At 71.3% G+C, this 22029-nt stretch carries 18 protein-coding genes; 12 read left to right on the top strand and 6 right to left on the bottom strand.

Annotated elements, in window-relative coordinates; translation table 11 throughout:
- The first annotated feature begins 248 nt into the window (after positions 1-248).
- From rplM to Pla163_RS12465, 8 genes are all read left to right on the top strand, one after another.
- Entirely contained in the window at positions 249-677 is a 429-nt protein-coding gene (gene rplM, locus Pla163_RS12500) for a 50S ribosomal protein L13 (RefSeq protein WP_145188771.1), read from the top strand.
- Between the two features lie 38 nt (positions 678-715).
- A complete protein-coding gene (rpsI, locus tag Pla163_RS12495) occupies positions 716-1114 on the top strand; it encodes a 30S ribosomal protein S9 (RefSeq protein ID WP_145188768.1) in 399 nt (132 codons plus the stop codon).
- Between the two features lie 170 nt (positions 1115-1284).
- Positions 1285-2034, top strand: a complete 750-nt coding sequence (locus Pla163_RS12490) for a YebC/PmpR family DNA-binding transcriptional regulator (RefSeq protein WP_145188764.1) — start codon at positions 1285-1287, stop codon at positions 2032-2034.
- Positions 2035-2226: 192 nt separating this feature from the next.
- Positions 2227-3108 carry a GGDEF domain-containing protein gene (locus Pla163_RS12485; RefSeq protein ID WP_419185886.1) on the top strand — a complete coding sequence of 294 codons (882 nt, stop codon included), beginning with the start codon at positions 2227-2229 and terminating at the stop codon, positions 3106-3108.
- 346 nt (positions 3109-3454) lie between these two features.
- A complete protein-coding gene (locus Pla163_RS12480) occupies positions 3455-4369 on the top strand; it encodes an RNA polymerase sigma factor (protein WP_145188758.1) in 915 nt (304 codons plus the stop codon).
- The gene (locus Pla163_RS12475; protein ID WP_419185885.1) at positions 4366-5310 is read left to right on the top strand and encodes a sugar phosphate isomerase/epimerase family protein; all 945 of its coding nucleotides are present in this window, start codon (positions 4366-4368) and stop codon (positions 5308-5310) included. Before Pla163_RS12480 ends, Pla163_RS12475 begins: the two co-directional genes overlap by 4 nt.
- Positions 5311-5345: 35 nt before the next feature.
- Positions 5346-6173, top strand: a complete 828-nt coding sequence (locus Pla163_RS12470) for a formylglycine-generating enzyme family protein (RefSeq protein ID WP_419185884.1) — start codon at positions 5346-5348, stop codon at positions 6171-6173.
- A gap of 71 nt (positions 6174-6244) precedes the next feature.
- On the top strand, positions 6245-7672 hold the full coding sequence (locus Pla163_RS12465) for a Gfo/Idh/MocA family protein (protein ID WP_145188751.1): 1428 nt from the start codon (positions 6245-6247) through the stop codon (positions 7670-7672).
- A gap of 36 nt (positions 7673-7708) precedes the next feature.
- Here the strand turns inward: Pla163_RS12465 and Pla163_RS12460 are convergent, their stop codons facing one another.
- The gene (locus Pla163_RS12460) at positions 7709-8350 is read right to left on the bottom strand and encodes a hypothetical protein (protein WP_145188748.1); all 642 of its coding nucleotides are present in this window, start codon (positions 8348-8350) and stop codon (positions 7709-7711) included.
- A 325-nt stretch (positions 8351-8675) separates the two neighbouring features.
- Between Pla163_RS12460 and Pla163_RS12455 the strand changes: the two genes are divergently transcribed.
- From Pla163_RS12455 to Pla163_RS12440, 4 genes are all read left to right on the top strand, one after another.
- Complete coding sequence (locus Pla163_RS12455) at positions 8676-10004, top strand: DUF1573 domain-containing protein (protein WP_419185883.1); 1329 nt, start codon at positions 8676-8678, stop codon at positions 10002-10004.
- A gap of 162 nt (positions 10005-10166) precedes the next feature.
- Complete coding sequence (locus Pla163_RS12450) at positions 10167-11618, top strand: DUF1573 domain-containing protein (RefSeq protein ID WP_145188743.1); 1452 nt, start codon at positions 10167-10169, stop codon at positions 11616-11618.
- 119 nt (positions 11619-11737) lie between these two features.
- A complete protein-coding gene (locus Pla163_RS12445) occupies positions 11738-13249 on the top strand; it encodes a DUF1573 domain-containing protein (RefSeq protein WP_145188740.1) in 1512 nt (503 codons plus the stop codon).
- Positions 13249-14595 (top strand): DUF1573 domain-containing protein, encoded by a 1347-nt coding sequence (locus Pla163_RS12440; protein WP_145188736.1) that lies wholly within the window; start codon positions 13249-13251, stop codon positions 14593-14595. The genes Pla163_RS12445 and Pla163_RS12440 overlap by 1 nt, the downstream gene beginning before the upstream one ends.
- A gap of 29 nt (positions 14596-14624) precedes the next feature.
- Here the strand turns inward: Pla163_RS12440 and Pla163_RS12435 are convergent, their stop codons facing one another.
- The 5 genes from Pla163_RS12435 to Pla163_RS12415 all read right to left on the bottom strand — a co-directional run bounded on the left by Pla163_RS12435 (position 14625) and on the right by Pla163_RS12415 (position 22005).
- Positions 14625-15425 carry a hypothetical protein gene (locus tag Pla163_RS12435; RefSeq protein WP_145188733.1) on the bottom strand — a complete coding sequence of 267 codons (801 nt, stop codon included), beginning with the start codon at positions 15423-15425 and terminating at the stop codon, positions 14625-14627.
- A 207-nt stretch (positions 15426-15632) separates the two neighbouring features.
- Positions 15633-18341, bottom strand: coding sequence for a glycoside hydrolase family 2 protein (locus tag Pla163_RS12430; RefSeq protein WP_145188730.1), 2709 nt, complete (start codon positions 18339-18341; stop codon positions 15633-15635).
- Entirely contained in the window at positions 18338-19402 is a 1065-nt protein-coding gene (locus Pla163_RS12425) for a glycosylasparaginase (RefSeq protein ID WP_145188727.1), read from the bottom strand. The genes Pla163_RS12430 and Pla163_RS12425 overlap by 4 nt, the downstream gene beginning before the upstream one ends.
- A 112-nt stretch (positions 19403-19514) precedes the next feature.
- Positions 19515-20285: a carbohydrate-binding family 9-like protein gene (locus Pla163_RS12420; RefSeq protein WP_145188724.1), complete on the bottom strand. Its 771-nt coding sequence runs from the start codon at positions 20283-20285 to the stop codon at positions 19515-19517.
- 4 nt (positions 20286-20289) lie between these two features.
- Positions 20290-22005 carry a M28 family peptidase gene (locus Pla163_RS12415; protein WP_145188721.1) on the bottom strand — a complete coding sequence of 572 codons (1716 nt, stop codon included), beginning with the start codon at positions 22003-22005 and terminating at the stop codon, positions 20290-20292.
- Between the last annotated feature and the right edge of the window lie 24 nt (positions 22006-22029).

The raw sequence follows: 22029 nt of genomic DNA, 5'->3' as shown, positions 1-22029 counted from the left end.
CGTCCGATCCGGCCCTTCCCGCACGCGAATCCGTCCGGTGCTTGTGCCCGGCGGGGGCGGGGGATACCTTCTTCGGCCCTCGAATCGCCGCGGACGTGCCCGCTGGCGGATCGGGGTCGTCTCGTCGTCGAACGCCCTCGGGCTCGCCGGCGCTGTCCGACCGCTCCCACCCGAAGCCTCGCCGCCGGCGCGCTTCGAACTAGCTAGCCCTCAAACGATCACTCTCGAACGTGATCTCCCACCAGGTGATGAAGACCACCCACGTACGCGCCACCGACGTTCCCGAGCGCTGGTACCTGTTCGACGCCACGCAGGAGCCGATCGGGCGCATGGCTGCACGCATCGCCACCATGCTCCAGGGCAAGGATCAACCCACGTACACCTACTCGGAGAACACGGGGGCGCACGTCGTCGTGATCAACGCCGAGCGCTGTGTGTTCACGGGCAAGAAGAACGAGCAGAAGATCTACCCCTTCTACTCGGGCTTCCCGGGCGGTCTGAAGGAGCGCGACATGGACTACATGCGCGAGCGCACCCCGGAGATGATCGTCACGCTCGCCGTGCGACGGATGCTTCCGAAGAGCCGCCTCGGTCGCGACATGCTCCGCAACCTGAAGGTCTACGCCGGCGCGGAGCACCCGCACACCGCGCAGAAGCCCGTCGCCGCCAACGGCTGATCCGCTCCGCCTCCGAACACCCAACGCACCTTCCAAAGATGCCCGTCATCAATCCGTACACCTGGGGCCTCGGCCGTCGTAAGTCCGCGGTCGCCCGCGTTCGCATCAAGCCCGGCTCCGGCAACTTCACCGTCAACGGCAAGACCGTCGACGACTACTTCCCGGCCCTGCGTGACCAGGTCGCGGCGAAGGCTCCGATCGGCCAGCTGCCCGAAGAGTCGAGCTACGACATCTGGGTCAACGTCAACGGCGGCGGCCCCCACGGCCAAGCCGGTGCGGTGAGCCTCGGTCTGGCGCGCGCCATCAAGGAAGCGAACCCGGCCGTCTTCGAGGACCTGCGCGAGAACGGTCTCCTCACGCGGGACAGCCGCATGAAGGAGCGCAAGCACTACGGTCGTCGCGGCGCCCGACGCGGCTTCCAGTTCTCCAAGCGCTGATCCACCGGCGCGCGGCTGCGTGACCCCTGGTCGTCCGCCGCTCGCCCTTCGATCCGCCATCGGATTCACCGGGGCCGCCACCGCTCGCGCGGCGGCGGCCCCGGTTCTTTCGTTCACGGGTCGTCCGCGGCCCACCCTTCTCGAACCACTCGCCTCCCGTCCCACTCGCCATGGCCGGTCACTCACACGCCGCGAACGTCGCGCGTCGCAAGAACGCCGTCGACGCCAAGCGCGCCAAGATCTTCAGCAAGTGCTCGAAGATGATCCTGTCGGCCGTCAAGCAGGGCGGTCCGGACCCGGATCAGAACCTCAAGCTCAAGTACGCCGTCGAGAAGGCCAAGGCGGCGAACATGCCCAAGGACAACATCCAGCGCGCGATCAAGAGCGCGTCGGGTGACAACAAGGGCGACATGGAGGAGCTCTCCTACGAGGGCTACGCGGTCGGCGGCGTCGCGGTGATGGTCGCCGCGCTCACCGACAACCGCAACCGCACGGCGGCGGACATCAAGTTCATCTTCGAGAAGCGCGGGGGCAACCTCGGCTCGCCCGGATCGGTGTCCTTCATGTTCGACTTCCGCTCGATCTTCGTGATCGAGACGGGCGAGCGCAGCGAGGAGCAGTTGATGGAGCTGGCCCTCGAGGTCGGTGCCGACGACGTGGAGTTCGACGCCGAGGCCTCGACCCTGCTCGCCGACGCGAAGAACTTCATCGAGGTGAAGGAGGCGCTCGAGAGTCAGGGCGTCGAGTTCCTGTCGGCCGAGATCGGCTACGTGCCGCAGACCACCGCGAAGGTGGCGACGCTCGAGGACGCGAAGAAGGTCATGCGCCTCATCGACGACCTCGACGACCACGAGGACGTCCAGACCGTCTATGCGAACTACGAGTTCGAGGACGGGTGGATGGAGCAGCTCGAGGGCTGATCGCGCCGACTCGCTGCGCCGTTGGGCCCTCGCACGGGGGCGCTCGACGCCTCTCCCGCGAATGGGATGTCCTTGGGCTCGGGTCCTGGACCCGACCCGCCCCCGTCCGGTCGCGGGGTCCACAATGGGCGGGCCTCACGACCGACGGCGCGGTTTCGCGCCCGTTTCGACCACTCCAGCCCGATCCAGCCCGTGCCCGCCATTCGCATCCTTTCCAACGACCCCGCCTTCGTCGACGAACTGCGCGGAGCCCTCGGCTCGCTCGAGGCCGACGGACCGGTCGCCCTCGACGCGCTCCTGGCGGACGGGCCCGGCGGAACGGTCGTGGTGGACGGTGCGCTCGACGGTCGCACGACGGCCTACGAAGCCTGCCGCCAGCTGACGGCGCGCGGCGGAACGCGGCTCGTCTTCGTGCTGGCGCACACGAGTGACGATCCGCACGTCCCGATCGCCGAACCGATCGCGCGCTTCTGCGGCGCGTCCTCCGTCCTGACGCGCGACTTCGACGCAGGCGCCGTCGCCGCGGCGCTCGGTGCCGCCCAGGCTTCGCCCGTGCAGCCCGACGCGTTCGCCGCCGGTGACGCCGTGTTGCCCGAGTCGCTCCTGCGCGAACTCACCCAGAGCGAGTCGCGCCCGATGGAGATGCTCGAGCGCCTCGCCGATCCCGAGACGAGCCTCTTCAACTACGAGTTCCTCACCTACAAGATCGACGAGGAGTTCAAGCGCTCGCGCCGCTTCGGCCACCCGCTCGCGTGCGTGTCGATGGGCTTCGACGGCGAGGCCCACGAGGACGTGCTGCGCCAACTGGCCAGCGTCTTCCTGCAGGCCTGCCGCGACACCGACATCCTCGGCCGCTTCGACCGCAGCTCGTTCCTGTTCCTGTTGCCGAGCACGCCGCCCGAAGGCGCGCGGATCATGGCCGATCGCGTGCGCGCGGCGGTGAAGAAGCTCGGCCTGCGCGACCTGGTCGGCGACCGCATCGAACTCAACATCGGCAGCGCCTTCTACCCGCACCCCGACGTCCAGCGCCCGAGCGATCTCCTGCGTCTGGCGCGCGAGACGGCCGCGGTCTGAGAGCGTTCGCCGGCGACCGACTCGAAGGGGCGCGGACCGTCACGCGATCCCGCACCGCGTCTGCGATCGTCGATCGCTCGGAGTCCGTCGACCCACCGGTGCGCAGGACGACGTCGCCTTGGCTGCACCTCGCACGCCCTTCGACGCACGCCCTTCGACGCACTGGCACCGCGGGCGCACGCATCGACGCGGCGGCACCGGTCCGAGCGCGGACGGTCCCTCGGACGCGGGCCAGCACGGCCCCGAACCCCTGCGGCGACCCGCCCCACGGGCCACCGCCGCGCGGCGCGCCCGGGGCACTTGGGGGGAGGAACCGCTCCCGCCGGCCGGGTAGACTCGCCCGCTCATGGCGACTTCGCACGAGGACGACGACTGGCGGCCCGACATCCCCGCCCTCCAGGCCCACGACGACGCCGAGTGGCGTCGCGTCGAGCAGTCCTACTGCGGACGTCTGCTCGCCTACGCCCAACGTCGGGTCAGCGACCTCCAGGGTGCCGAGGACGTGGTGCAGGAAGCGCTCCTGGGCGCCGTGCGCGGCATCGGCGACTTCGACACCAAGTACACGTTCGAGCAGTACCTGTTCGGCATCTGTCGCAACCGCACGATCGACCACCTGCGACGCCGCAAGGCCCGCACCGTTGCGGTCCAGGAGGACGAGGACCAGTCCGGTCCGGCGCTCGACAGCCTCGTGCACGAGACCGAGACGCCGAGCGCGATCGTGCGCGGGATCGAACTGTCCGACCGCGCACGCGACCTCCTGGGGGAAGTGCTCGGCGAATGGATCCAGGAGACCATCGACATCGGCGAGTACCAGCGCCTCGCGGTGATCGAGTCGCTCTTCGCCGGTGGCTGGCGCAACCGCGACGCCTGGCGCTTCTTCGGTTTCGGCGACGAGACCGCGGTGGCCGGCATCAAGTTCCGCGCGCTCAAGCGCATCCGCCAGCTGGCGGCGCGGCGCGAAGCGGGCAGCGATCTGATTCCGCTGTTGGCCGTGGCCGAAGAGGGGGGGCGTCTGCTCGACCTCGACGTGTCGGCGCTGTGGCGCGAGTGGCACCTGTCCTGTCCGCCGCGCGACGTGCTCGAGCGACTGCTCGCCGGCCAGCTCGAGGGCCAGCACCTCGAGTTCGTCGAGTTCCACCTGGTCGAGATGCGCTGTCGCTGGTGCATCGCCAACCGCGACGACATCCATCGCGGCGGGACGGACGGGCTGGACGCGCTCGTGAAGCGCTTGAGCGAACGCCGCCGCACGCTCGAAGGATGAGGCCAGCCGTCGCGAACCGACGAGTCTTCCTCGGGCTGGCCGCGGGCCTCGCGGGGAGCGGCCTGCTCGATTCGATCCTGCCCACCTCGATCGCGCATGGACGGGCCGCCGTACGGATGGCCGCGCCGACGGCCGCGCAGGCCACCGCAGCGCCCGCGCTCCAGATCGGCGTCTGCGCCGGTCCGGATCGGGCCCCGGCACTCGCGCGCGCCGGTGCGGATTTCGTCGAGCTCGCCTGCCAGCGCGATCTGGCGGGTTCGTGGAGTTCCACGGAGCTGCGCGAGCGCCTCGACGCCCTGCGCGCGCTCGCCGTGCCCGCGCGGGCGGCCAACTCCTTCCTCCCCGGCCGACTGCGTTGTACCGGCCCCAACGCCGACCACGACGCGGTGCTGGACGAGGCGCGCATGGTGTTCGAGCGCGCGCACGCGGTGGGGATCGACACGGTCACCTTCGGCTCGGCCGCGGCCCGCACGCCGCCGGACGGGTACGCACACGCGGACGCCGAGCTGCAGCTCGTGGCCCTGCTCGCGCGCCTGGCCGAGCCCGCGCGCGAGGCGGGTGTCGTCCTGTGCCTGGAGCCGCTCCAGCGTTCAGAGACCGACTTCGTGAACCGCGTGTCCGAGGGGCTGCGACTCGTGCGCGCGGTCGACCACGACCATGTGCGACTCACGGCGGATCTGTTCCACATGGCGCGCGAGGACGAGGGCGCCGACGTTCTCGTTCGCGCGGCGCCGTACGTGCACCACCTCCACGTCGCCGAGAACGAGGGGCGCCGCGCGCCCGGCGTCCACGGCGACGACTTCGTTCCGGCCCTGCGCGCGCTGGTCGCCGCCGGTTTCCGTGGCCGCGTCAGCGTCGAGTGCCGCTTCGTCGACTTCGACGCAGAACTGCCCCGTGCCTTGAGCACGCTGCGCTCGCAACTCGCCGCCGCGTGCGAGTGATCCAAAGGTCCTGGTCCTCCACCTCCCGCCGCCCCGTGCACACCGTTCGAATCGCCCGATATCCGTTCGTTCTGGCCCTGCCGTTGATCGGCTGCGCCGGGACAGGACCCGATCCCGCCGATCCCGCCGATCCCGCCGATCCCGCCGTCGCCGCGTCGCCCGCACCGATCGTGCGGACGGTCGCGCTCCCCGGCAGCGACGCGTCGTTCGAATTGGTGTGGGTCGACGACGTGGGCCTGTGGGTCGGTCGTACCGAAGTGACCTGGGACGCGTACCTGGTCTTCTGCGACTTCGACGAGTCGCGCCGCGCCGCCGTGGACGCCATGGCGCGACCGTCGCGGCCGCTCGACGTCGAGCCTTTCGATCGCGGCTGGGGGCTGGGGCAGTGGCCGGCGATCGGTGTCAGCCGCGACGCCGCCGCAGGCTTCTGCGCCTTCCTGTCGCGCGCGACCGGCGAGTCCTTTCGGCTGCCGGACGAGCAGGAGTGGCTCGGCGCCTGCGCCCCTTCGGCGGACGACGCGCGCGTCCCCCTCGACCGGCGTGCGCACACGGCCTCGAACGCGGGCGATCGCACGCACGAGGTGGCGCAGCTCGAAGCCAACGACCGCGGCCTCTACGACGGCCTGGGCAACGCCGCGGAGTACGTCTCCACGCCGGCTGTCCCCGGGGACGACGATTGGCCGCTCCTGATGGGGGGATCCTTCCGCACGGCTCTCGAAGGGCCCAGCGAGGTCCCGCGCCAACCGTTCGACTTCGACTGGACCCTGCGCGACTCGAACTACCCGCCGGGAGTCTGGTGGCTCCCCGACGGCGAGGAAGCCGGCTTCCGTATCGTCAGCGACGCCCCCGGCCCGGACGCCTGAGCGCGAGCTTTGAACCGCACACGGCGGCGCACCCTCGAGCGCGCCGCATCCGACCCGAACCGATCCCACCCATGCTCACGCGCCGCACCTTCGTCACCGAGTCGCTTCTCGCCTCCGCCGCCGCCGCGGCCGCTGCGCGCACCGTGTTCGCCGCGCCCGTCTTTGGGCCCGTGCAGGAGGGCGCCGATCCCGTGCGCGTGGCGGTGCTCGGCGTGCGCGGTCGCGGTCGTGGCCACATCGCCGGCTTCAACCGCTCGCCGGACGCGCGCGTCGTCGCGATCTGCGATCCGGACGAGGGCGTCATCGCGCAGGCCCAGCGGGCCGTGCCGGACGCGCGCTACGAACGCGACCTGCGGCGGATCATGGACGACGACTCGATCGACGCCGTCTCGATCGCGACGCCGAACCACTGGCACTCGCTGGCGGCGATCTGGGCGCTCGACGCGGGCAAGCACGTCTATGTCGAGAAGCCGGTCAGCCAGAGTCTCGAGGACGGCCGCGCGCTGGTGGCCGCCGCGCGGCGGTCGGGCCGCGTGATTCAATCGGGCATGCAGTCGCGCTCGCATGCCGCCACCCGCGACGCGCTCGCGTTCGTGCGCGAAGGTGGCATCGGTGCGCTGCGCAGCGTGAACGGTCTGTGCTACAAGCGCCGTCAGTCGATCGGCAAGGTGGCCGCGCCGACCGCTCCGCCTGCGACGCTCGACTTCGACCTGTGGACCGGTCCCGCGGCCCTCGGCGACGTGTGGCGCACCAACCTGCACTACGACTGGCACTGGGTCTGGAACACGGGCAACGGCGACATCGGCAACCAGGGCGTGCACCAGATGGACATTGCGCGCTGGGGCGCTGGGATCGACGGCTTCCCGCGGCGCGTGCGCAGCTTCGGCGGCCGACTGGGCTACGACGACGATGGCGAAACCCCCAACTCGCAGGTCGTGGCCTTCGACTGTGACGAGGCGCCGCCGATCGTGTTCGAGGTGCGCGGCCTCGTGTCGCCCTCCTACCGCGGAGCGAACACGGGCGTCGTCTTCCACGGCGAGCGGGGCTACGTCGTCAGCAGCAGCTACAACCACGTGCCCGTGTACGACCACGACGGCGTCGAGACGCGCGCGTTCGACGGCGGCAGCGAACAGGACCACTACCAGAACTTCCTCGACGCGGTGAAGGCGGGTGACCCGGCGCGCGTGAACGCGGACGCCCAGGTCGGGCACGTTTCGGCCGGCTGGTGCCACCTGGCCAACCTGTCCCACCGACTCGGGAGCGAGCGCGCGCTGGCGTCCGATCTCGACACCGTCGGAGGCCTGGCGGGCGAGGAAGCCGTCGCGCGCATGCGGCTGCACCTTGTCGAGAACGCGCTGCCGGCCGACCTGTCGATCACGCTCGGGGCGGAACTCGAGGTGGACGCCGTGCGCGGCCGCGTCGTCGGGCCGTTGGCCGAGGCGGCCGCGGCCCTCGACCACCGCGCGCCCCGCGCCGGTTTCGAGCTGCCCCTGGGCTGAGCTTCGTGGCGCGCCGGCGAACCGCGCGCCCGCCGCTCACTGATCGGCCTTGAGGCGCAGTCCCGCGATGCGCCACTCGCGACCGACGATCACCTCACTGATCTCGTCCAGGCGCTGCGCGATGTTCGGTGCCAGCGGGCTCTCGAGCTCGATCGCGGCGAGCACCATCTCGATCCGGTCCCAGGGCGCGTCGCCGCCTTCGCTGACGCGGCTGACCACGTCGGTGAACTGGAGCACGCCGTCGGAGAGGCGCTCGTCGCCGACCCACAGTTCATAGAAGTCCGTGCGCGAGAGGTAGACCTCGACGTCGACCGACTGGAACAGGAACGTCACGCGCGCATCGAGGCGCACGAGTCCCGGTTCGATCTCGCTCTGGCCCAGGACCTCCGCGCGCGAGATGCGCCGGATCCACGGGATCTCGTCGAAGAGCTGTTTGCGCGCGACGCGATAGTTGCCCTGGGTGATCTCCCACTCGCGCTTGAACTCGTCGGCGTAGCAGCGGTACTCGAGATCGATCAGGTCGGCCCCGACCGCCGCTTGGAAGGTGCGGAAGGTCTGCTCGGGGGCGCGGAAGCCCACCGCCACCAGTTCGGCCGGCGTCGGCGGCGTGGTGGCGCAGGACGGCAGCACCACGGGGGCGGCCAGCGCGAGGACGAGCAACAGGGTCGAGCGGAACATGACGGGATCGAAGTGGAGGAGGGGCCTGCGCGGAGTCGATGCGATGTCGGCTCCCGGCCCGGGGCCGCCGAGCCACCACCGTCGAGCCGCGACGGCGCTACCGGTCCATCGGTTCTGGGGCGGCGTCCCAGGAGCAACGTGCGTGCGCGCGGCGACGACGAAGCGCGGAACCTTTGGCGCGTGGACGCCTAGGCTACTGCCTCTGGGCCTCTCGGACCGCCTGCGGGCGGCGCGGAGCCCGTTCCGGCGTCCCGCGGCCCTCCCCCCGCGATTCCGAGGCCGCCGCTCGCTCCTGCCGTCCCGCCCGGCCGATCAGGCCCCGTCCATGAACTGCATCTCGATCCAGCGGCCCGCGCTCGCCCACAGCCTCGGATCCGCGCGCCGTTCATCCGCGCGCGCCCCGTTCCTGCTGCTCGTCGCCCTGGCCGCCAGCGCCTGCGACGGCGGCGCCGAGCGCACGATCGAAGGCCCCGCGTTCGCGACCGAGTCGGCCGTCGCCGAGTTCGGTGACCTGTGGGAGGGCGAGACGCGCCGGCACAGCTTCCGGCTGGAGAGCGTCGGCACCGAACCGATCGTCGTGCAGGAGCGCCTCGACACCTGCGGCTGCAGCGCGATCGAATGGTTCGAGGTCGAGCCCGACGGCACCCGCACGCCGTACGTGACCAACGAGCCGATCGAACCCGGCCACGTCCTGCAGCTGGACGTGACGTTCGACAGCTCGGGTCGGCGCGGACCGTTCGACCAGCCGATCCGGCTCTACGGTCCGTTCACCGGCGAACGGGCGGAGCTGCGCCTGGTGGCGAACATCCGCTCCCTGCTCGAGGTGGAGGGCACGGACGGGGCGCTGGCTCCGGCGGACGCGGCGCTCGCTCTGGCGGGCGCGGTCTACGCCGGGAACAACGAGGCGCGCGGCGGGCGTTTCGTCGATCTCGGAGCGATCATGCAGGGCCAGTCGGGAGCGGCCCAGGTCACGCTCGCGTCGCAGGCCGGACCGGTCGCGCTGTCGATCACGGGCGACCCGCCGCCGGACGTGTTGGCCGCGCTCACGCCGCTCGATCCGGACGCTCGCGGCCGCGCCGAGCGTTGGCGCCTCGACGTCGAGCTCGACCGCGAGGCGCGGGTCGGCTCGCGGCTCGGGACGCTGACGCTCTTGAGCGACCTCGAGGGCTCGACCGGGCAGACGGTCACCAGTCGGATCCACGTCCAGGCCGCCGTCCGCGGGCGCATCGAGGTCGTCGGGGGGCGCGTCGCGTTCGGCACCCTCGACGCCGGCGTCCCCGCGGTGCGCGACGCGTTCATCGCGATCCTCGACGTGGACGTGGAGCTGCCGCGCGCGCCCGAACTCGAGCTCGTCGCGATGCTGGACGGACCCCACGCCGAGGAGGACGTCTCGAGCTGGTTCAGCGCCCGTTGGCGCGCCGGCACCGTCGACAGCCCCGCCGCCGTGACGATCACCGCGGGCCCCCTGCCTCAGGGGCGTTTCGGCGCCTTCGACGGGGTCGTGCGGGTGCCGCTGGGCGATCCGCGTCAGCCCTGGCTCGAGATCCCCTTCGCGGGCACCGCCACGGGGGTGCCCGTGCCCGGTTCGACGACTTCCGGTCCGACCCTGCCGCAGGGGACCGATCCAGCGGGGGCCAGCTCACCTCCGAGGTAGACTTGCGCGCCGATCCGGCCGATGGCCCGCGTGCCGTCCGTCGGGTCGAAGCGGGGCGATCCTGCCCGAACGCGGCGCCCGAGGACGATTTTCGCCTTCCGGATGCCACCCGCGCACCGATCCAACGGTCCTACCGCTGGACGCGTAGACACCGACTTCGTCATGCAGAACTCAAAGACCAGGCTCCGCCCGCTCGCCTCGCTCGCCGCCACCGCTCTTCTCTTCGGCGGACTGCACTCGTGCAGCGACGTCCTCGAGGGGTCGGCGCCCGAGACCGGTCCGTCCGCGAGCGGGGCCGTGTCCCAGACCGTGGCGGCCGCCGGTGCGGACCAGCGCACCCCCGCGCCGAAGTCCGCCGAGGTGGACGAGACGAGCGCGCCGTCGAAGTCGGCCGCGAGCGAGAAGGGTGGAGCCGGGGCGCGCGACGGGAAGCGCCCCGCGAAGTTGGAGGGGATCGATCTCAGCGAGATCACGCTGCCGGGAGGTGCGAAGAAGGCTTCGGCCCAGCCGGTCGTCGTGCCCACGGTCGACGCGACGCTCGTCATCGACGGCGAGGACACCGCGCGCTTCGGCACCGTGGTCGAGGGCGACGAGGAGGAGCACATCTTCGAGCTGCACGTCGATGGCGCCGAACCGATCACGATCTTCGAGGACAAGAGCACGTGCGGCTGCACGATGGGGCGGATGGAGCTGATCGCGGCCGACGGTTCCGTCAGCGAGTACAAGGTCGGCGAGAAGATCCCGGTCGACACCACGCTGCGCGTGCACGGCAAGCTCAAGACCGAGGGCAAGAAGGGTCCGAACCACCACACGATCACGCTGCGGCACAACGGTTCGAACCGTGCGTCGATGTTGCACTTCGAGGCCGAAGTCACCCCGATCTTCGACGTGAAGCCGAACGCGTACCTCAACTTCCGCGAGATGTTCGTGAACGAGACGCGCACCGCGGAACTGACCGTCACCAGCCCGGTCGCGAAGATGTTCAAACTCTCGCTCGACGAGGGCTTCGCGCTGCCGAAGTTCCTGAGCGTGGAACTGGTTCCGGTCGAGCCCGACGCGGACGGTCGCGCGGGGACCTGGAAGGTCATCGGAACGATGGGACCGGACACGCCCGAGAACCTGGGTGGCCAGCAGGGCCTGACCGTGATCCTGAACTCGGACCAGCCGCACCCCGGACTCGATCCGCTGCCCGACGGGTCGCCGCGCATGCGGACGCTGACGCTGTTCGCGGCCGCGCGCGTCAAGGCGCTCGTGCACGCTCGACCGAGCTACATCTCGTTCGGTGCGGTCTCGGTCGGCAACAGCGCCCAGCGCGTCTTCCGCATCGAGTTCGGTGACGACAGCTTCACGCCCGACATCGAGCGCATGCGCGCGGCGAAGGTCATGGCCCGTTCGCCCGAGCAACAGGAGTTCTACGACGACTTCTTCGACGTCTCGGTCGCGGCCGTCGAGGGCGAGCGCGCCTTCGAGGTGACGATGGCCTACGAGAACTGGCCCGCCGACCGCGTCGGTCCGTTCAACGGCGACCTCGTCGTCGACGTCGGGCACCCGACCAAGCCCCACCTGAGGGTTCCGTTCAGCGGCGTGTGCCGTCCCACGACGGTTCAGCACTGATCCGCGAGCGAGCTGGGCCGACCGGGTGCCGTCGCCGCGCGGTGCCCCTGGCGCGCGCTCGGACTCGTTCCGGTCCCGGTGCATCGGACTCCAACCACGATCCGGCCCCGACTTCGACGATGTCCACCCCCCGCCATTCCGCCGCCCTCGCCTCCTTCCTGCTTCCGCTGCTCGCGCTCTGGGGCTGCGCGCCGGAGTCCGGGTCCGAGCGGACGGCGCCGACCAGCGGCGCGGCACCGGTCACGGACGCCGAAGTTCCTGCGACGGTGGACGCGTCGCCGGCCGCGCAGCCCGAGGTCGCGCAGGGCGGCGAGGACGCGGTCGAGAGCGCGAACGGAGCCGCTTCCGACGACGCCGAGCCGGCGGCCACCGCGCCGATTGCCGGGCCGACTGCCGCGCCGACCTCCACACCGGCCTCCACACCGGCCACGAGCCACGGCGGTTCGTCGGGAGCGCGCACGCTGGCCGGCTTCGAGGTCCTCTCGGAGCTGCGCGTGGTCGACGCTCCGACGGTGCCGAGTGCAGCGGTGCGCGGTCCGGACACGACGCCCGCCCTGCGCCCCGACGACGAGAGCCTGACCCACGACTTCGGTCTCGTGCTCGAGGGCGAAGAAGCGCTCACGGAGTTCGTCCTCCGCAACCAGTCCGACCGACCGGTGTCGATCCGCGCGATCAACTCCACCTGCAAGTGCACGCTCGGCGACCTGTTCGTCCTGGGCGAGGGCGACGAGCGTCGCGCCTACGAACTCGAAGCACCGATCGCGCCCGGTGAACGACTGGCCGTCCGCGCCGAGCTCGAGACGGCTCTGCAGCGCGGCGTGATGAGTCACTCGGTGACGCTCGTTCCGACCGAGGGCTACGCGACGCGACTGTCGCTCAAGGCGCGGGTCCAACCGTTCCTCGCGGCCGAGCCGCCCACCGGCACGATCGACATCGGCAGCCTGCGGCGCGAGGAGTCGCGTTCGGGCTCGCTGTTGATCCGCGCCACGAACGACGCCCCGGTCGAACTGTCGATCGAGCCCGCGGAGATCGCGCCCTACGTCCACCCGACGCTCGTGCCGCTCGACGACGACGACTCGGACGGCCGCGCGACGCGCTGGCGACTCGACGTCACCGTGGGCCCCGACCTGCCCGAGATCGCACGCAGACCCTGGGGCTTCAACGTCTACTCCGACGTGGAACTGCCCGGATCCGTCGAACCGCCGGTCGGCGGTAGGGCGGCGCGCTACTCGCAGCGCGTCGTGCTCTCCGCGACGGTCGTGCCCTCGGTGCGCGTCCAGCCGAACATCGTGGCCTTCGGCGTCTTCGCTCCCGATCACGAGCAGGAGGCCGTCGTCGAGATCGAGATCACCGACAGCCACGTGGCGGCTGCTCCGCCCGCGGTCTCGGTCGAGTGGGGCCTCGGCAAGGCCGATCCCAAAGCGCTCGAGCCGTACCTCACCACGCGCCTCGTCGCGCTCGAGGAAGGCACCGAGTGGCGCCTCGAAGTCACGCTCGCCGGCCTGCCGCCGGAACTCTCGGGCCCGTTCCAGGGCCAGCTCACGGTCGAGACGGACCACCCCGAGCGCCCGAAGGTCGTGATCCCGTTCAGCGGTCTGTGCCGCGACCGCGCCACCGGCACGACCAAGTGATGGGCTCCCGTGACTGCGGTTCGGTGCGGCGCGGCGCTCTCGTCGCGCTCTTGTTCGCTGGGCTCTGGTCCTGCGACGGTGGCGACGGCGCCCAGGACCCGTCCACCGACGTGGTGCCCGGAGGTGCAGCGACGTCGACGGCCCAGGAGTGGGGCGCGCGTCTCGCCGAACTCGGGACGGCGCAGGGTCCGGGCCTGCTCGACGACGATCTGCCCGTCCCCGCACCCTTGCCCGAGCGGGGTCTCCTGCGGACGGCGGACGGACTTCTCGAGCACGCACCCGGAGCGCGACTGATGCGAGCCGGACAGGTGATCGAAGGCGAAGTGGTGCGCTACTCGTCGCGATTGCGCAACGCCAGCGACGCCGCGCTCAAACTCCAGCGCATCGAAGGTGAGTGCGAGTGCGTGGAGGTCTTCTGCTACCGCCTCGACGGCGACCAGCGCGTCGGCGAACTGTGGCCCGGCGACGCCGTCGCTGCCGACGAGGAGTTCGAGGTGCAGGTCCACCTCGACACGAGCGACCGCTCCGGTGAACTGCAGCTCGAGGGCATCCTGGCCTACGCCGGAGGCGCTCGCCCCCTCAAGTTCGGCATCCTGACCGACGTCCTCGGGATCTACGCCCTCGACCCGCCGACGGGGTTGGTCGCGGAGAACGTGCTGCTCGGTTCGCCGAGTGTCCAACGCGTGCGGATCACGTCGCCGATCGCACCGCGCTTCAAGCTCAGCTGCGACACCTCTGCTCTTCCCGGGTACCTCGACTTCTCGGTGCAACCGGTCGACGTCGACGGACGCGGCTACGCGACCGCCTACGACTGCGTCTTTCGCGTCGGCGCCGCTGCACCCGACTCACCGCTGGTTCGCACGCGCCCGCTGCGCCTCGACGTCGAGGTCGCGCCGTCCATCGAACAGCCGCTGCCGCTCACCTACACGCGCAACGTCGACGTCGGCTACCGGACCCAGCTCCCCGTCGAGTTCGTTCAGATCCTGCGCCAGGAGAGTGGCGACACGAGCGTCGGATCGGGTTCCGCGCTCTACTTCGGCATCGTGCCGGCTGGCGAGACCGTCGAACGCGCGCTCGTCCTGCGGGTGCGCGACGGCGAGTGGGACTGCGAGGAGGATCCGGCCGTGACCCTCGTGGGCGAGTCGATGCTCGGTTCGAGCACCATGCCCGAAGGCTCGCTCAGTTGGGCCTGGGAGCGGACGAACCGCGGCGCGCGGCGTCTCGTCGTGACGCTCGAGAACCCGGACGACGGCGCGATCGGTCCGTTGAAGGCCCAGCTCGAGGTCGCGCTCGGCCACCCGCAGGTCCCGACCCTGACCGTCGGCCTGGGCGGAATCCTGCGCTGACTGAGGGCGCGCCGCCCCGCACCCGTCGCTCAACAGCCGGGCAGGAAACAGGGCACGGTGCTCGGCAGCACGGTGAAGCAGGCGGGATCGGTGGCCTCGAGCGGACCCACCGGCCCCACGTCCGCGCGCACACCTTGGAACCACAGGCGCGTTCCGACCCAGGACGGATCGCTCGGGATCGCGAGGTCGACCGCCGCCGTCGCACCGAACGTCGTGCCGGACGCGACCAGGATGACGGGCTGCGAGAGGAACGCGGTGCCGGTGATCGGGTCGAGCGGCACGAAGCCCGGCGCGGCGCTGACGAACAGCGCGTAGACCCCGAGCACGCCCGTCGGTCCGACGCGGAAGCGTACGGGACAGCCGGGTGCCGGCGTGCCACACCAGGTCAGGTACGACGTCGCCGGCGTGGCGTCCGTGATGTCGTAGATCAGGCAGGTGACGCCCGCGGCCACGCACGTGAAGCGCATCGGGACGCCGATGAATTGGTCGAGGTCGAGCGTGGTGCTCTTCACCAGCACCGAGCCGGCTTCCTGACCCGGGAAGGGACCGGTGCAGCGGATGTAGTGGGTCTCTTCCTGGCAGAAGCTCGGAAGCGTGGCCTTCGACAGCGTGCCGGTGAAGACGATGTCGCCCGCGGCGGCCAGCGGGCCCGGTTGCGGCGCGACCGGTGCAGCCGGCGCCGCGGGTCCGGCCGGCTGTGCGGAACCCGATGGCCCCGTGCCTTGGGCGAACGCACCCCCGACCGGCAGCGCGGCGCCACCCAGCGTGACACCGACGGCGAGGCAGAGGGCGAGGGAGCGGGCGACGACGACGTGAGCGATGCGATTCATGGAAGAGTCCTCCGTCTGCGTTCCGGGTGCGCGCGGCAAGTCCTGCGCACGTCGCCCATCCTAGTGGTGTGCCGCGGTCTGCTGGGGCACGGACCTGCTGCGCCGCGACGACGCGACGTGCTGGCGACGCTGCTGCGACTGGGACTGCCTCGGGCACCCGGCGTCGCACCTCCTCGGTGCAGCGCGTCGCACCACGCGCGCCAGCGCTCAGGAGCGGCCCAGAAGGTCCCAGAGGGTCAGGACCTCGAGGCCCTTCGCCAAGCGCTCGGCCGAACGCGTGCCTTCCACCTCGATTCGAATCTCCTCGACGCCGCCGGCCTCGAGCATGTCGAGGGGTGAACGGGACGCCACCACGAAGGCCGGGTGGTGGATCGAACAGAACCAGGCCGTGGCGTGGACGCGGACCTCGACGACGAACCACTCGGCGATCGCGTCGTCGCGCCGCACGCCGAGGATCTCGAGCTTCGGGTCCTCGATCTGCCAGTCACCGAGCGGCGCGGGCACGACGGCATCGTCGTCCCAGTGGCCGGCGCTGGTCGTGGCCTCGACCTCGATCTCGCACTGACCGCGCGTGAGTCCGAGACTCCCGATCCACTGGTCGAGGTCGCGCTCGAACAGAAGGTTCGTGCCGCGCTCGAGCACCTGTTCGCCTTCGATCTCGTCCAGCTCGTCGTCGTCCGGACCGGCGTCGAGGCGGTACACGCGCGCCGCCCAGTTGAGGCGCCGCTCGGTGTCCTCGACGACCGCGCGCTCGGTGGGGTCGCCCTGGTCGATCCAGTGACCCGACACGACCGTGCGCTCGCCGGTGGCGTCCGGACCGACGCGGATCGAGACGATGCGCGGCGCGCACATGTCGCCCAGGAAGTCGCCGAGCGGCTTCTCGGCGTCCTCGGCGTCGAACGCGGACCAGCTGGGCGCGAGCCACGGTTCGTTCAGCTGCCAGAGCAGGAAACCGCCACAGCGCGGCCAGCTGCGGCGCCAGTGTTCGATCGCGAGCTGCATGCCGCGCGCCTGCAGGATCCGCGCGAGGTGCGCGCGGCGGACGGGATCGAGCTTCGACACGTCCACGCCTTCCCGCGCGAGATAGCGATCGATGCGCGCGTCGCCGTCCTTCGCGCGTTGGCGGTGGGCGACCCGCGGCGCAGTGGGCGCGAGGTCCTCGCCGACGAGCCGGCGCAGGCGCGTGGGGTCGGGCGGACTCTGGAAGCCGAACTCGCTGACGAAGCGGTGCGTGCTCGTGAGGTACCACTCGAAGGGCTGTTCGCCGTGCCACACGTCCCACAGGTGCGCGTCGCCCGAGCGCGGGTCGTTGAACTGGGCGCGTTCACCGGCCGGCGTGTGCGGACTCCCGGGCCACCAGGCGGTCTGCGGCGCGTTCTCCGCGATCACGCGCGGGAGCTGTTGGTCGAACAACAGCCCGTAGTCGTGCCAGCTCATGTGCGCGTCGTCCCACGTGTCCGCGCAGAGCCCGTTCTCGAGCTCGTTGTTGCCGCAGATGAGCGCGAGCGACGGCCGCGAGTGGAGACGACGGCACTGCTCGCGCACCTCGATCTCGACGTTGGCGCGGAAGTCCTCGTCGAACGTCGGGTAGGTGCAGCACGAGAACGGCAGGTCCTGCCAGACGAGGATCCCGCGCTCGTCGCACTCGTCGTAGAACTCCTCGCTGCCGTAGGGGCCGCCGCCCCAGACCCGCAGCATGTTCAGGTTCGAGCGCTGCGCGTCGCCGACCAACTTCCAGACGCCGGCCTCGTCGCTGCGCGCGTCGAACAGGGTCTGCGGAACGATGTTCGCCCCGCGCACGAACAGGTCGCGACCGTTGACGCGGAAGCGGAACGACTCGCCGTCGCGGTCCGGACGGCAGACGAGCTCGATCGTGCGCAGACCGATGCGGCGGTGCTGACGGTCGAGGACGACGCCCGACGCGTCGCGCGTCTCGACCCACAGGTCGTAGAGCCGTTGATCGCCCTCGTTGTTCGGCCACCACAGAGCAGGCGCGGTGACGTCGAGTCCGATGCCGCCGCGCGCTCCGTCGAGCGGCGCACTGGCGTGGGCCACGCGAACGCCGTCCAGCACGAGCACCGCTCGCAGCCGGGCTGCGCTCGCAGCGTCGCCGACGGCCTGCACCTCGGCGTCCACGCGCACGCGCACCGAGCCGTTGCGGCGGTGCTGCTGACCGACGCGGACGTTCGCGAGCCGCGGACCGGTCGTCGCGACCAGTTGGACGTCGCGCCAGAGGCCGCACGTCACCGCGCGCGGTGCGAAGTCCCAGCCGAACATGACGGGGCTCGCGCGCAGCCACGCCCCCGTGTGGTCCTTGTCCTGTCCGACGCCCCAGCCGGGGAGCGTGCGACCGGTCGCGCGCTCGCGTTCGGCGAGCCACTCGAACGTGTCGCGAAAGCGCACCTCGAGGGTGTGCTCGCCGGCGGTCAGACCGGTGACGTCGAAGACGAAGCGCCGGAACTGGTTCTCGCAGGGGCCGAGCTCCACGCCGTCGAGCACCACGAGCGCTGCTCCCTGCAGTCCGTGGAACACGAGCTCGAGCAGCGAAGCAGCGGCTGTCTGCGCGTCGACGGTGAAGCGTCGCTCGTAGCTCCAGGCGCTGCGGCCGATCCAGTCGACGTGCGGCCCGTCGCCGGTGAGCTCGAGCGGTTCGATCAGCCCCGCGCGCTCCAGGTCGATGTGGACGCAGCCCGGCACGCTGGCCGGTGTGGGCTCGAACGTCGCCGGTGCGTCGGCACTGCTCGTCGACAGGCGGCGCAGCGTCCACGCAGCGTCCGCGGGCGCGACGAGTGTCGATCCGCGCTGGACGGCGCCGAGCTCGGCCGTTCCCACGAGGTCCAACTCGTCCGCCGCGGCGATGCGCTGGGACAGGTCGATCTCGGTACGTCCGGCGCGGCGGACCTTGGGTGCACTCAACGTTCGAACAGTCCCGCCGTGCGTTCGAGGCGGGCACCGCGGGCGTCGCACACGGCGAACTCGCGGTTGCCGAACATGCTGGCCGAGCCGTAGGCACCGTCCTTGCGCACGGCGTACATGACGACGTCGAAGTTGGGCCGTCCGTTCTCGTCGAGCAGGTGCGGGCGGGTCGTGCGGTCCGCGATGCGCTTCAGGACGGACAGACAGGCTTCGGTCGGTGTGGCGCCGTTCTCCATCTCGCGCACCGCGCTGAACGCGCCGCAGACCTGGATCACCGCTTCGCCGCGCCCGGTCGCACCGGCCGAACCGATCTGGCCGTCGGTGTACATGCCCGCGCCGACGATGGGGGAGTCGCCGACGCGCCCCGGGATCTTGTAGGAGAGTCCGCTCGTCGTCGTGCAGCCGGCCAGGCGCCCGCTCGCGTCGACGGCCGAGCAGTGGATCGTGCCGGTCGTGTAGGGAATCTCCTTCTCGCCGTCGCTGTGGATCTGCTGGTCCGGGTCGAGGTAGTCGTCGTTCGGGTTGAGGCTGGCGCGCCACCGCAACCAGGCCTGGCGCGCGCGATCGGTCAGAAGGTCCTGCACCGGGAAGCCGAGCTCGCGGGCGAAGCGCGTCGCCCCCTCGCCGACGAGCATCACGTGGTCGGTCTGCTTGAGCACCGCGAGCGCCACCTGGGCCGGGTGCATGATCCCCTCGATGCAGGCCACGGCGCCCGCGCGGTGCGTCGGTCCGTGCATGACCGAGGAGTCGAGTTGCACGACGCCGTCCGCGTTCGGCAGGCCGCCGTAGCCGACGCTCATGTCGTTCGGATCGGCCTCGACCAGTCCGACGCCCTCGACGATCGCGTCCGCGGGATCGGTTCCCGCGCGCATGCGTTCGACGGCGAGTTCGACGGTCTTCAGCCCGTTGCCCGACGCGATCGCGACGGGTCCGTCGAGCGGCGGGCGGGTGGACGCGGAGGTGGCAGCGGGTGCGGCGTCCGAGCGGCGCCCGAGTGCGGCGGCAGCGCTGGCGGCGAGGCCCGCGGCGAGGACGGAACGGCGATCGATGGGGGTGGTCATGGTGCGTGGGCCGAACGGCGCGACTGAGCCGTGCGGAGGGCCAGGGTAGCGCCCCCGACCGCCCGGTTCGCGCTTCGGAGCCGAACCCGTCGCGCAGCGGGCGACGAACCGCTCAGCCCTCGAACTCCAGCGTGCCCCAGCGCAACGGCAGGTGCATGTCGACGACGCCCTGGGGCGACCAGACCCAGTTGTGCTCCGGGCGTCCCTCGATCTTGCGGTAGGCGCCGCCGCGCACCTCGAGGTCCCAGTCCACGCGACTGAAGTTGAGGCCCCAGCGGTCGCCGGGGCGCGGCGGGCCGGGACGGTCGGTGTGCACGTCGAAGGCGGCGAACGGCATGGCGATCTCGACGGTCCAACCGCCGTCGCGCGTCGTGGGATCGTTGAGCGACCCGTCGAGGCGCACGGCGGTCTCGAGGCCAGCGATCCTCCAGACCGAGTCCGCCTGTCCACCCAGGCGATAGGGCTGGCGCAGCACCAGGTCCCAGACGGTGCCGAGCGCGTTGATCTCGAACTCGTAGTAGTTGCGACCCGCGCACGACGGATCGAGGAAGACCTCGAAGTCGTCGTCGTGGAAGATGACCGAGTCGCGCTCGGTCAAGGTCGCCCACAGATCGGGCTCCTCCATCTCCGCCGCGACGTACAGCCGCTCGTCGTCCCACAACAACTTCGCGCGCGTGGCGAGCGGCGGGCGCGGACGCAGATCGCCCTCGATGTCGACGAACAGGTCGGTCCACGGCGCGGCGTCCCACGCGGGCTTCGAGAGGTCGCCGTCGATCGCGATGCGCTCGCTCGCGCGGCGACAGAGGTAGTGCCGCGCGGGCTGGGGCGGCGCGAGGTCGCGCTCGTAGTCGGGACGCGGCGCGAGCGGATCGTAGGGCGTCATCGGATCACCATCCCGACACGTCGCCGACGGACCAGACGCACAGGACGAGGACGCCGACGAGCATGATCTCGCGTCCGATGCGCGGGCGCTCTGTGAACGCCGGATCGAACAGGACCAGCGTCAACGCCGCCAGGCCCGCGCCCGGAACCGCGGCCGCCAGTGCCGCCGTCCAGGGCGCGAAACCGACCACCTGGGGCAGGGTCTGCAGGAGCGGCGCGGTCAGCATCACCGCCAACGCCGAGGCGCAGAGTGCCGCTGGCACGCGCAGACTCGCCGGCGTGAGCGCGGCCAGGGCGACGACGAACAGCGGCAGGGACACGGCGTGTGCGGCGGCGGGGAAGAGCAGCTCGAACACCACGAGCAGCGCGGCCCACGGCAGGACCAGCACGCCCGCGCGCGCACGCGACGCACCGAACAGCCAGGCGAACAGGCCGGCCGCGAGCAGGACGACACCACCCGCGAAGAACCGCACGCTGAGCGCGTTCCCGACCGGATCGTGATCGATCGGCACGAGGCCCGCACCGAAACGCGTCGCGTACACCGCACCGACGCCGGCCGCCACGGCCGCGACGAAGGCAAGCAGTCCGACGCCCAGGCCCTTCGCGCTGTCGACGAGTCCGCGCGGACGCCGTACGTCGCGCACGACCACCACCAGCGCCAGCAGGATCGCGAGACCGCTGAGGAGCCGCGCCGCCAGTGGCGCGATCGTCACCATCCCGATGCCCGGCACCAGGAAGAACACCGGGCCGGGCTGTGGTTCGGCGGCGAGGTCGGCATTCGCGACGACGCGCGTCGCGGCCAGTCCGCTGTCGCCGAGGTGCGCGAGCGTCGCCGGATCGAGGTTCTCGAACGAGTCGAACGGCCGGTGGTTCGCGGACGTGCCCCACAGGTTGGCGAAGTTGAAGCCGCCGACGCCCCGGTCGCGAAAGCGCGTGAAGTCCGTGTTCCGGTGCCGCATCAGCGTGCGGTAGGCGGGCTCCGCGAACGACGATCCGATGGCGTTCGGTGCGGAGCGCGCGAAGTCGGCGATCCAGCGTCCGTCCTCCGGCCCCGTCTCGAACAGCCACGCCGGTCCGGCGTTGCCGAGCGACTCGAGGTTCACGACCGCGCGCACGTCGGCCAAGCGCGGATCGCGCTCGACGAAGGCGCTCGCGCCCAAGAGGTTCAGCTCCTCGCCGTCGGTGAGCAGCAACAAGAGGTCGTTGCGATGCCCTTCGCCCGCCAGGGTCGAGAAGATCTGCAGCGCGCAGACCGTGCCCGCGCCGTCGTCGCTCGCGCCCGGGCAGTCGAGCTTGCTGTCGTGGTGCGCCATCAGCACGGTCGTCCCGGTGCTGTCGGTCCCCGGCGACACGGCGACGAGATTGGTCAGTTCCTGGGAGAGGTGCCGGAACTCCATGCGCTCGACGGCGTGGCCGTGCTCGTTCAGGCGACCCTCGAGGTAGCGGAGACCCGCCGCGTGTCCCGGCAGGCCGGGATAGCGCGGTTCGGCGGCGAGGACCTCGAGATCCGTGAGCGCCACGCCGAGATCGAAGTCCGCGCCCTCCCGGTTCAGCACGCCCGCGAGCGGATCGTGGGCCAGCGACCAGACCCAGGCCAGCGCGGGGACGAGCAGCAGCCACAGCGTGCGCTTCGCCGCGCGCTCGGCCTCGTCCGGCGTGGCACAGGCGCCGGCGCTGCCGCAGCTGGTGCCGATGGTGTTCGAATCGGTCGTGTCGTTCATGGCTTCGAACTCGTCTCTTCGGAA

Source organism: Rohdeia mirabilis (genome assembly GCA_007750655.1).
In the GTDB taxonomy this organism is placed as follows: Bacteria; Planctomycetota; UBA1135; order UBA1135.
The sequence above is the reverse complement of the archived record's forward strand: the minus strand, read 5'-3'. Positions and strand labels throughout refer to the sequence as shown.

What these genes read in the sequence shown, in the direction of transcription:
- rplM (WP_145188771.1), top strand. Translation starts at nt 249, where the DNA reads ATGAAGACCACCCACGTACGCGCCACCGACGTTCCCGAGCGCTGGTAC.
- rpsI (WP_145188768.1), top strand. Translation starts at nt 716, where the DNA reads ATGCCCGTCATCAATCCGTACACCTGGGGCCTCGGCCGTCGTAAGTCC.
- Pla163_RS12490 (WP_145188764.1), top strand. Translation starts at nt 1,285, where the DNA reads ATGGCCGGTCACTCACACGCCGCGAACGTCGCGCGTCGCAAGAACGCC.
- Pla163_RS12480 (WP_145188758.1), top strand. Translation starts at nt 3,455, where the DNA reads ATGGCGACTTCGCACGAGGACGACGACTGGCGGCCCGACATCCCCGCC.
- Pla163_RS12475 (WP_419185885.1), top strand. Translation starts at nt 4,366, where the DNA reads ATGAGGCCAGCCGTCGCGAACCGACGAGTCTTCCTCGGGCTGGCCGCG.
- Pla163_RS12465 (WP_145188751.1), top strand. Translation starts at nt 6,245, where the DNA reads ATGCTCACGCGCCGCACCTTCGTCACCGAGTCGCTTCTCGCCTCCGCC.
- Pla163_RS12460 (WP_145188748.1), bottom strand. Translation starts at nt 8,350, where the DNA reads ATGTTCCGCTCGACCCTGTTGCTCGTCCTCGCGCTGGCCGCCCCCGTG.
- Pla163_RS12455 (WP_419185883.1), top strand. Translation starts at nt 8,676, where the DNA reads ATGAACTGCATCTCGATCCAGCGGCCCGCGCTCGCCCACAGCCTCGGA.
- Pla163_RS12450 (WP_145188743.1), top strand. Translation starts at nt 10,167, where the DNA reads ATGCAGAACTCAAAGACCAGGCTCCGCCCGCTCGCCTCGCTCGCCGCC.
- Pla163_RS12445 (WP_145188740.1), top strand. Translation starts at nt 11,738, where the DNA reads ATGTCCACCCCCCGCCATTCCGCCGCCCTCGCCTCCTTCCTGCTTCCG.
- Pla163_RS12440 (WP_145188736.1), top strand. Translation starts at nt 13,249, where the DNA reads ATGGGCTCCCGTGACTGCGGTTCGGTGCGGCGCGGCGCTCTCGTCGCG.
- Pla163_RS12435 (WP_145188733.1), bottom strand. Translation starts at nt 15,425, where the DNA reads ATGAATCGCATCGCTCACGTCGTCGTCGCCCGCTCCCTCGCCCTCTGC.
- Pla163_RS12425 (WP_145188727.1), bottom strand. Translation starts at nt 19,402, where the DNA reads ATGACCACCCCCATCGATCGCCGTTCCGTCCTCGCCGCGGGCCTCGCC.
- Pla163_RS12420 (WP_145188724.1), bottom strand. Translation starts at nt 20,285, where the DNA reads ATGACGCCCTACGATCCGCTCGCGCCGCGTCCCGACTACGAGCGCGAC.
- Pla163_RS12415 (WP_145188721.1), bottom strand. Translation starts at nt 22,005, where the DNA reads ATGAACGACACGACCGATTCGAACACCATCGGCACCAGCTGCGGCAGC.